The following is a 10595-nucleotide window of genomic DNA, read 5'->3' on the forward strand; positions in this document are numbered from 1 at the left end:
CGACCTTCATCGCCTCCGGGCTTTCGGGGCCGTAAGCCATGCCCGCGATCGTGGTGCCCTCGCCAATGCCGACCACGCCATCGCTGCAGACAACCCTGACCAGCATCAGGGTCTGGCCGTACATCGTCGCCACCGACAGCTTGTGGGGGCGAATCGTCGGCAGATCGACAAGGCGGGTTTCGATGCATTCAATCGTCACTACTGAGGTCATGGCGGGCGTTGCATACGTGGAGTTCATGGAATGGTTTTATACGCCCCGCCCAAATGGAGCGTCCAATACTTTTAAACACCGGTTTCCATACTCTCCAGGTATAGTGATTTTTGTGTAGTGGCGATTATTGCGACACACCATACCCTGATGAAACGAAAAACGCCGCTTCATTGCGAAGCGGCGTAATCAAACTGCGTTACCGGATCAGGCGTCTGGCGGCTTACCGCAATGCCGCGCTCGCACCCGCATCGACCTGGCGGCGATATGCCGTGTCGCGTGTCGCCAGCCAGTAGTACAAGGGCGAAGTCAACAACAGCCCGATCACCCAGGACAGGTCCGCGCCATCCAGATACTTCGGCACCGGGCCGGCATACATGGGCGTGTTCATGAAGGGAATCTGCACGGCGATACCCACGGCGTAGGCGATCAGTGCCTGCGGATTGAAGCGGCCGTAGATGCCGCCGTCGGCCTTGAATATCGACGCGACGTCATATTTGCCTTTGTGAATAACGTAGAAGTCGATCAGATTGATCGCGGTCCAGGGCACCAGGACGACGAGCAGCGCCAGCACGAGATCGACCAGATTGCCGACGAAATCCGTCGATGCGCCGATTGCCGCGTAACAGCACGAAGCAAGGATCACCACCGAAAACACGGCTCGCGCATTGGCCGTGGGAATCCAGCGGCTGGCAAACGTCTGCACGGAAGTGATGGTTGCGAGCACCGCGCCATAGAGATTCAACGCGTTATGGCTGATGACGCTCAGCAGGAACAGGACGAGCATCGGCAAACCGAGCGGCCCCGTTGCCAGTTTGACGGCGTCCATCGTATCCGCGCCCGGCGGCACCGCGAGCACCGCCACCGCACCGAATACGAAAGCGAGCGTCGAGCCGATCGTGCAGCCCAGCCACGTTGCCCAGAACGTCGACGACACCCGCACGTCTTCGGGCAGATAGCGCGAATAGTCCGAGACATACGGCGCGAACGCAATCTGCCACAGCGCCGAAAGCGAGACTGTTGCGAGCCAGCCCGCGAAATTAAAACCGCCGCGCGTGAGGAAGTCGGCCGTCGTCACATGCGTGAAAATATAGCCGAAGCCCACAGCGATGCCGATGCCCAACACCCATGTGCCGATGCGATTGAGGAAGTGGATGAAGCGGTAGCCGATGATGCCGATCAGCCCTGATCCCACCGCGCCGATCACGATACCGACCGGCACCGATACCGACGCCTGAATGCCATGCAAGGACTTCCCTGCCAGTACGATATTCGAAGCAAAAAAACCCACATACATCACGCCCGCAATCACGGTGACGAGCAACGCGCCCCATGAGCCGAACTGCGCGCGGCTTTGAATCATCTGCGGAATGCCCATCTGCGGCCCCTGCGCGGAGTGCAGCGCCATGAGCACACCGCCGACCGCCTGTCCGACGACGATCGCAATAATCCCCCAGAACAGATTCAGGTGGAACATCTGCACGCCCAGCGCACCCGTGACGATCGGTAGCGGCGCGATATTGCCGCCGAACCAGAGCGTGAAGAGATCGCGCACCTTGCCGTGACGATCCTCGGGCGGCACATAGCCGATGGTGTGCTTTTCGATCAACTGCGCGTTATTGCTGTCCATACTGGCCACGATACTCACTCCTGCTCGGTCGACTCACTAATTAATTCGGATTACTGATTCATTGCTTCGCTTGACTGCATTTACCCGAGGCCAGCCGTGCGCATCGCGCCCGGCCGACATCCCTGCGCGTTATCCGCGCAATTGAATCCAGGTGGTTTTAAGCTGCGTGTATTTGTCGAACGAATGGAGCGAGAGATCGCGGCCGAAGCCTGATTGTTTGCCGCCGCCAAACGGCACGCTCACATCCAGCGCGTCCACGGTGTTGACCGAGACAGTCCCCGCTTTTAGTGCGCGCGCCACGCGATGCGCGCGATTCAGATCGTCGGTCCATAGCGAGGCCGCCAGACCATAGACACTGTCGTTCGCGAGGCGCAGCGCTTCTTCTTCCGTGTCGAAGGCGCTGATCGCGAGTACCGGACCGAACACCTCCTCGCGCGCGATCGGCATATCGTTGCGCACGCCGGCCAAAATGGTCGGCTCGACGAAATTGTCCGAGCCATTGAAACTCAGGCGCTTGCCGCCCTTGAGCAGTCGCGCGCCGTCGCGCTGGGCACGTTCGATTGCGTTCATGATGCGCCCCGTCTGGCCCGCATCGACGATCGCACCCGCGCGGCTCGCGGGATCGAGCGGGTCGCCCGGCATCCAGTCGCGTGCTTTGCTCAAAAGGCGTTCGATAAATTCGTCCTGAATGGAGCGCTGTACATAGAGGCGCGAATTCGCCGAGCAGACTTCGCCTTGATTGAAGAAAATGCCGAAGGCTGCTTTTTCCGCGGCAAGGTCGAGATCGGCACAATCCTCGAAAATCAGATTCGGGCTTTTGCCGCCGCATTCGAGCCAGACCTGCTTGAGGTTCGATTCGGACGCGTAGCGCATGAAGTATTTGCCCACCTCGGTCGAGCCTGTAAACACAAGGCAATCCACATCGGGATGCAAACCGAGCGCGCGCCCGGCCTGTTCGCCCAGGCCGGGCACGACATTGAGCACGCCTTCGGGCAAGCCGGCTTGAAGCGCGAGTTCGGCAAGACGCAGCGCGGAAAACGGCGATTGCTCCGCTGGTTTGAGCACCACGCTATTGCCCGCGGCCAGCGCGGGCGCGAGTTTCCAGGCGGCCATATCGAGCGGGAAATTCCACGGCACGACGGCGGCCACCACACCCAGCGCCTCGCGCGTGATCGTCGCGAACGCGTTGGGCGCCGTGGGCGCCACCTGGTCGTAGAGTTTGTCGAGCGACTCGCCATACCATGCGAACACATGCGCGGCGCCCGGGACGTCGATGTTCCAGGCGTCCGCGACCGGCTTGCCCATGTTCAGCGAATCGAGCAGCGCCAGTTCCTCGCGGTTCGCAAGCATCAACTCGGCAAGGCGCAGCAGCACCTTCTTGCGCTCGACGGGCGGCGTGCGCGACCATGTGCCCTTATCGAAGGCCTCGCGCGCCGCGCGCACGGCCAGATCGACATCTTCGGCATCGCATGCCGCGACGCGCGCCAGCAGCCGGTTCGTGGCCGGATTCACGGAATCGAACGTCGCGCCGGAAACGGCTGCCACACGGCGGCCGCCAATCAGTGCGCGGTCGATGAAAACCTGTCCGGCAGCACGCTGCTGCCAATAGTCGAGATCAAACATGCTGGACTCCAGAAGGGGCGGCCGGGACAGCCCGTATTCATAAGGGAAAGCAAGGGTCGCGTATCGCGCGATTCGTCAGTCCGATCGCGCAAGATACTGCGCGAGGCGCGCCAGCATGGCGTCGCAATCCGCAAGCTGCGCCTCGCTGATGAATTCGTCGGGCTTGTGACCTTGATCCATGCTGCCGGGGCCGCACACCACCGTCGGGATGCCCGCCTGTTCGAACAGGCCGCCTTCGGTGCCGAACGCCACCGTGCCGAAATCCGTGGAGCCGCTGATATGCGCGAGCAGACGCGCGGCTGCACTTTCGGGCGGCGTCGCCAGACCCGGATATTCACTGAGCGGCTGCCATTGAATATCGGTATCCGGCTGAACGGCACGCATGGCGGGCAGCACTTGCGTTTGCGCATACCGCGCCAGTTCATCGGCCACGGATTGCGCTTCGAAACCTGGCAACGCGCGCACCTCGAAATCGAATTCGCATTCCGCAGGCACGATGTTGAGCGCGCGGCCGCCCTTGATGAGGCCCGTTTGCACCGTCGAATACGGCGGATCGAAACGCTCGTCGCGATGCTCCGGATGGGCCAGGCGCGCGCCGATGTCGTCAAGCTGCGCGATCAGCCGGGCCGCGTATTGAATTGCGTTGACGCCGTATGGCGCGTACGCCGAATGACAGGCCGCGCCCTTCACGCAACAGCGCATCGCCAGCTTACCCTTGTGACCGAGCACGGGCTTCAGCTCCGTCGGCTCGCCGATCAGACAAAGGAGCGGCTTGTGTGGCCGCTTCGCCAGTTCTTCGAGCATCGGACGCACGCCGAGACAACCCACTTCCTCGTCATAGGAAAACGCAAGATGCACGGGCGTCTTCAGATTGGCGGACAAAAAAGCCGGCACTGCGGCCAGCACCGAGGCGATAAAACCCTTCATATCGGCTGTGCCGCGCCCGTAGAGGCGGCCATCGCGCGCGCTCAGGCGGAACGGCTCGACCGTCCACGCCTGACCGTCCACCGGGACCACATCCGTATGCCCCGATAGCACGATACCGCCGCGATCGCCTGGGCCAATCGTCGCGAACAGGTTGGCCTTCGTGCGGTCCGTGTTGTAGAAGAGTTCGCTGCGAATGCCAAACTCCGCGAGATAGCGCTCGATAAACTCGATCAATTCGAGGTTCGAATCGCGGCTGACGGTCGCGAAACCGATCAGTCGTTCTAGCAATGCGCGACTGTTGCGCTCACTCATTGCCTGGTACTCCATAGCTTGGCGCGATGGTCGGATTGAGCGCACGCGTCAGATAGTCCTGCATCTGCGGACGATACGCCTGCCAGAACCGGTCAAGCTCGCCGAGTGGATCGTTATCGGCCCAATCGACGCGCAAATCGACTATGGGCCACGTATGCTCGTCGACGATCTTCAACGCCGCCGAATGCACCGGCCCTGCTTCGCCACCTGCCGCCATCGCATCGTGCATCGCGGCCAGCAGCCGATCGGCGAGCTTACCCGGTGCGCCTTCGAACGCTCGCACCATCGCCTCGATCACTTCAGGGCCGGCGAGCATATTGCCCGCCGCCACGCACTGCTCGCCCGCCACGGCGTGGTAGACGCCCAGCGCTTCCTTGCCGCTGAAAAACGCGGTGCGGCCCTGCGCGTCGATGACCGTTACCTGGCGATACTGGCTCCAGCCGTCCGAATTCAACGCACGATCCAATGCCGCAGCAGGATCGAGTTGCTTGTGTTCCAACAGATCCAGCACTTGCGGGCCGAGCGCGGGCAGCGTTACGTTCTGCGTCGCCACCACGCCCACGCCTGCGCGCGCCCACGGGCAACGCGCCCCCACCGCGATACTCGACGAGCTGATCGCAATGCCAAGCTGGCCGGATTCGGCACAACGGGCAACAATCGAGAAAGTCATGGCGTGTTCCTCCCTGGTTTCGAACCTTGCTTTGAGCCTTGTTATCAGGCCTGCGACGGCTTCCAGCCGTCAGGAATCACGGCGATCACGTCGATCTCCATGAGCCATTGCGGCTGTCCCAACGCCGACACGACCAGGCCCGTCGAAATGGGAAAGACACCCTTGAGCCATTTCCCCACTTCCTGATAAACCGGCTCGCGGTAACGCGGATCGATCAGGTAAGTCGTCGTCTTGACGATATGAGTGAGATCACTGCCCGCTTCTTCCAGCAACTGCTTGACGTTCTTCATCGCCTGTTCGGCCTGGGCACGCGGGTCGCCTAGCCCAATGAGCCTGCCGTCGAAATCGGTGCCCACCTGGCCGCGCACGTAGACCGTATTGCCGGCGCGAACGGCCTGGCAAAGATCGTTGTCGAGCGACTGATTTGGATAGGTATCCTTCGTATTGAACATGCGGATACGGGTATGGGTAGGCATTTAAACGACTCCGATTGCGTTATTGATTTCAGTGCCGGCTTCCGCGCGCTCTGTGTGCTGGTCCGGCTTGACTTGATCGCGCTGCGTCGCGTCGCGATAGTCGAGATATTGCGACTGCGTGGCGATATGCCCGGCAACGTGTTTCGCGTCGTGCCACACGCCCCAGATAAACGAAGAACCGCGCCGCGAGAGCCAAGGCAGACCGACGAAATACACACCTGGCTCGCTGGATACGCCGCGCTGATGCTTCGGTTTGCCCTTTTCATCGAATGCATCGACCTGCAGCCAGCTATACTCGTTGGCGTAACCGGTTGCCCAGACGATCGAGGTCACACCCGCCTCGCGCAGGTCGAGTTCCAGAATGGGCTGCGTCACGCATTGCGGGTCCGGCATGCTTGCGCGAGCCTCGGGCTCTTCCGGCAGATCGAGACCGTTGCGGGTGACATAGGCATCGGCGGCATCCAGCAGCGAGAGATAATTGGCGTCGCCATTCGCGAGATGGGTCGCGAGATCCGCTTCGAACGTCGCAACGCCGTCGTTGAACGCCTTGGTCAAACCGACGAGCGTCATGCCCTCGTGCGCGAGCCGGCGGAAGTCGACAGTATGGCCGCCGCGCGCACCGCTCACTGCGATCGTCACGTGTTCGCGGCCTGGCACGGCGGTTTCCATGTCCCAGAGACCCAACACGCCCAACCACCAGCAGAAGTCACGATTACGATACGCGCGCGGCGGGCGGTCGTGTGGGCCGACCGAAAGATAGACGCGCTTGCCCGCTCGCATCAGTTCCTCCGCGATCTGCACGCCCGACGAGCCCGCGCCGACCACGAGCACGGCTCCCTGGGGAAGCTGCTGCGGATTGCGATAATCGGCCGAGTGAATCTGCACGAGATTCGCAGTTTGTTTGGGCGCGATCGGCGGAATGATGGGCCGCTGGAACGGCCCCGTCGCCACGACGATACGCTGCGCCTCGATCACGCCGCGACTCGTTTCAACGGTAAAACCGGGGCGGCCCGCGTTGCGCACGACCTTCTTCACGTCCACGCCGGTGCGAATGGGCGCGTCGATCTGCTTTGCGTAGGCCTCGAAATAATCGGCCACGCGATCCTTGGACGCAAAGGCGTCCGGGTCGAGATCGTCGAATTCCAGGCCGGGAAAGCGGTCGTGCCACGCGGGGCCATTCGCGACCAGCGAATCCCAACGTCCGGTTCTCCAGCGCTCGGCGATGCGCTCGCGCTCCAGCACGAGATGCGGCACGCCAAGTTTGCCCAGGTGTTCGCTCATCGCCACGCCGGCCTGGCCAGCACCGACGACGAGCGTATCTACGGTTTCGAGTGTCATTGCAGTTTCCTTATGCTCATCCAGCTATCTTTTTCGCAGTCGCATCGACCGCCTGACGCATCTTGTCCACCAGTTCGTCGATCTGCACATGCTCGATCACGAGCGGCGGCGCAACGATCAGGCGGCCATTGGTCGAACGCACGATCACACCGAGATCGAAGCCCACCGAGCGGCTATGCCACGTCAAGTCCGCCTCGTTGGCGAAGCGCTCGCGCGTCGTCTTGTCCTTCGCAAACTGGATCGCCGCGACCGCACCCACGCCCTGCACCTCGCCGATCAACGGGTGATCGGCAAACGCATCGCGCAGCGCCTTCTGCAGATAGGGACCCGTATCCGTCCTGGTGCGCTCGACCAGGCCGCCGCGATCAAGAACGTCCAGATTCGCGAGCGCGACCGCCGCTGCAACCGGGTGCCCGGAATAGGTAAGTCCATGCGCGTAGACGCCGCCGCGCTCGACGAGTGCCTCGCCCACGCGGCGGCTCATGATGAGACCACCCATCGGCACATAGCCCGATGTCAAACCCTTCGCAATGCAGATCAAATCGGGTTCGAAACCGAAGTGCCGATGCGCGAACCATTCGCCAGTTCGGCCAAAGCCGCCGATCACTTCGTCCGCGCACAACAGCACATCGTATTGCCGGCAAATGCGCTCGATTTCCTGCCAGTAGCCGTCGGGCGGGAAAATCATGCCGCCCGCGCCCTGGAACGGTTCCGCGACAAACGCCGCGACCTTATCCGCACCGAGTTCGAGAATCTTGCGCTCCAACGACTGCGCCGCCACCTTGCCGAAGGCTTCGGGCGTGAGATCGCCCCCGTTGGCGTACCAGTACGGTTCGTCCACGTGCGTGATATTGGGAATCGGCAGATCGCCCATTTCGTGCATGAATGCCATGCCGCCCAGCGACGCGCTGCCGACCGTCGAACCGTGATAGCCGTTCACGCGGCCGATCAGCACTTTCTTTTGAGGCTTGCCCATCACGTCCCAAAAGCGGCGCACGGTGCGGATCAGGACTTCGTTCGATTCGGATCCCGAGTTCGTGTACACCACATGGCTAAAACGGTCGCCGAGCAGCGAAAACAGTTTCTCCGAGAGATTGATCACCGACGGATGCGTGGTGTGAAAGAACATGTTGTAGTAAGACAGTTCTTTCATCTGCGTTGCCGCAGCATCAACCAGTTCCTTGCGCCCATAGCCGACATTCGTGCACCACAGGCCCGACATGCCGTCGAGATAGCGCTTGCCGTCGTTGTCCCAGAGGTGGACACCCTCGCCTCGCACCATCACACGCGGACCTTCCGCGTTCAACGCCTTTTGATCGACGAAAGCGTGCAGGTGGTGCGCGGCATCGCTTGCCTGATAGTCACGGGTGCTGCGCTGGGGAAGATCGTGTGCATTCATTTTCAGGTTCCAGAATTCGGACTTCGATTAGTCACCGTTGCGCCTGGTGCATACCCTCGGTGATCGCAGCAAGTGCGAACACCAACTTCGGCCACTGTCCGTCGCCAAAATGGAAAGGTAAAGAATGCAATTTCTGGTTACTGCATGGATTTTTTCTATGCAGAGAGGATGTCATGAATTGCACCCTGAATCGAAGCTTTCCGGGTACTTTCTACTTCATTACTACCCTGCTCAATAGCATAGATAAAAGCTATACATGAGCTAGCTAAACTATTTTTTTCTCGCGTTTTTCGCGGTGCTACGCTTCAGCCGTCGTTCGTCGTGGCCCCACTCAAGTGGCCTGTTTCACGAGATGGCGAGGCTACCGATCTCTTCTATTTGCAGTTGCATGTCTGATTCTTCGTGCGCCCTCGCGCGAAGTGCACTTACTCCCGCTTCTTCATCCGTAGAGAGAACATCATGAGCATCGATCGATTCCGGCAGATTGTGCGTCCCGCGATTGCAATGGCCTCGCTGGCCTCCATCGCCGGATTGGGGAGCATGACGGGCACATCGGCCCTGGCCGCCGAAACGCAGTTGAACGTCTATAACTGGTCCGACTATATTGGCAAGGACACGATTCCGGACTTCGAGAAACAAACGGGTATCAAGGTCAAATACGATAACTACGATGGCGACGACACCCTGCAGGCCAAGCTGCTTGCGGGGAGCTCCGGTTACGATATCGTTGTGCCGACATCGAATTACATGGCGCGCCAGATTCCAGCCGGCATCTATCAAAAGCTCGATAAATCGAAACTGCCGAATCTGGCGAATCTCGATCCGGGCCTGATGAAAATCATCGCGCAGGCGGACCCCGGCAACCAGTACGGCGCGCCCTACGCGTACGGCACCGACGGCATGGGCTACAACGTGCAGGCCGTGCAAAAGGCGCTGGGCGGCAACGCGCCCGTGGATAGCTGGGCGCTGGTGTTCGATCCGGAAAATATGTCGAAGCTTAAAAGCTGCGGCGTGTCATTTCTCGATCAGGCCGTCGATGTATTCGCGGCGACGCTGCAGTACATGCACAAAGACCCCAACAGCACGAATCCCGCCGATTATCAGGCTGCGTACGATACGTTGAAGAAAATCCGCCCATATATTACGCAGTTCAATTCTTCGGGCTATATCAACGACCTGGCGAACAATGACATCTGTGTCGCTTTCGGCTGGTCCGGCGACGTCGGTATCGCGCATCGCCGGGCCGTGGATGCCAAACGTGCCTACGAGATCAAATTCTCGAATGCGAAGGAAGGCGGTCTGATCTGGTTCGACATTATGGGCATCCCCAAGGATGCGCCGCACCCCGAAGCCGCGCTCGCGTGGATCAACTATATCGAGGACCCAAAGGTCAATGCGGGGATCACCAACGAGGTCTTCTATCCCACGCCGAACAAGGCGGCACGCTCGTTCGTGACCGCCTCGGTCGCCAATGATGCGGGTGTTTATCCGCCGCCGGACGTGCTCGCGAAGATGACGATGATGAAAGCACTTCCCGCCGATATCCTGCGCCTGGAAAACCGTCTCTGGGCGCAACTCAAGACCGGGCATTAATCCGGTCGTGCCTCACGGTCCGCAATGTGTGTTACGCGGACCGCGCCTGGCCATTCTTTTCCCCTTTTCACTATTGATTTGCGCCGCCACATGGCGCGTCGGATAGGCACGTCCGTAGCACGTGAATACGCATCGACATGGAGACAGGCAATGAGCAACACGAATAATCGACAAAAGCCGCCAACGCCAGCGGCCTCGTTCATCCGCATCGAAAACGTCGTCAAGAAATTCGGCGAAAGCACCGCCGTCAACAACGTGAGCCTGAACATCGCGAAGAACGAGCTCTTCGCGCTGCTCGGCAGCTCGGGCTGCGGCAAGTCCACACTGCTGCGCATGCTCGCGGGTCTGGAAACCGCCACCTCCGGCAAGATCTTCGTCGACGGCGAAGACCTCGCGACGCTGCCGCCCTATCGCCGCCC

General features: G+C 60.7%; 9 protein-coding genes and 1 pseudogene. 2 read left to right on the forward strand and 8 right to left on the reverse strand.

The genetic code is table 11. The features are described from left to right. The 8 genes and pseudogenes from B0G62_RS30765 to B0G62_RS30800 form a co-directional block, all read right to left on the reverse strand. Window positions 1-211 (reverse strand): annotated as a pseudogene (locus tag B0G62_RS30765) (muconate cycloisomerase); the annotation flags it as partial. Window positions 212-431: 220 nt separating this feature from the next. Beyond that, a complete protein-coding gene (locus B0G62_RS30770) occupies window positions 432-1838 on the reverse strand; it encodes a purine-cytosine permease family protein (RefSeq protein WP_407671271.1) in 1407 nt (468 codons plus the stop codon). A gap of 129 nt (window positions 1839-1967) precedes the next feature. Beyond that, entirely contained in the window at window positions 1968-3461 is a 1494-nt protein-coding gene (locus tag B0G62_RS30775) for an aldehyde dehydrogenase (RefSeq protein WP_103707944.1), read from the reverse strand. Between the two features lie 75 nt (window positions 3462-3536). Continuing rightward, window positions 3537-4700, reverse strand: a complete 1164-nt coding sequence (gene argE, locus B0G62_RS30780) for an acetylornithine deacetylase (RefSeq protein ID WP_103707945.1) — start codon at window positions 4698-4700, stop codon at window positions 3537-3539. Next, on the reverse strand, window positions 4693-5370 hold the full coding sequence (locus B0G62_RS30785; protein ID WP_103707946.1) for a DUF1028 domain-containing protein: 678 nt from the start codon (window positions 5368-5370) through the stop codon (window positions 4693-4695). Before B0G62_RS30785 ends, argE begins: the two co-directional genes overlap by 8 nt. A 44-nt stretch (window positions 5371-5414) precedes the next feature. Next, window positions 5415-5846, reverse strand: a complete 432-nt coding sequence (locus B0G62_RS30790; protein ID WP_103707947.1) for a RidA family protein — start codon at window positions 5844-5846, stop codon at window positions 5415-5417. Then, entirely contained in the window at window positions 5847-7184 is a 1338-nt protein-coding gene (locus B0G62_RS30795; RefSeq protein WP_103707948.1) for a flavin-containing monooxygenase, read from the reverse strand. It abuts the gene before it with no gap. A gap of 16 nt (window positions 7185-7200) precedes the next feature. Continuing rightward, a complete protein-coding gene (locus B0G62_RS30800) occupies window positions 7201-8583 on the reverse strand; it encodes an aspartate aminotransferase family protein (protein ID WP_103707949.1) in 1383 nt (460 codons plus the stop codon). Between the two features lie 459 nt (window positions 8584-9042). Here B0G62_RS30800 and B0G62_RS30805 point away from each other — a divergent pair, with 459 nt between their 5' ends. Together B0G62_RS30805 and B0G62_RS30810 are read left to right on the forward strand one after the other, a co-directional pair. Continuing rightward, window positions 9043-10176, forward strand: coding sequence for a polyamine ABC transporter substrate-binding protein (locus tag B0G62_RS30805; RefSeq protein WP_103707950.1), 1134 nt, complete (start codon window positions 9043-9045; stop codon window positions 10174-10176). Between the two features lie 150 nt (window positions 10177-10326). Beyond that, window positions 10327-10595 (forward strand): ATP-binding cassette domain-containing protein (locus B0G62_RS30810; protein WP_146055393.1); only part of this gene is annotated, 269 nt, incomplete at its 3' end.

The organism is Paraburkholderia eburnea (assembly GCF_002917095.1).
Lineage (GTDB): Bacteria > Pseudomonadota > Gammaproteobacteria > Burkholderiales > Burkholderiaceae > Paraburkholderia > Paraburkholderia eburnea.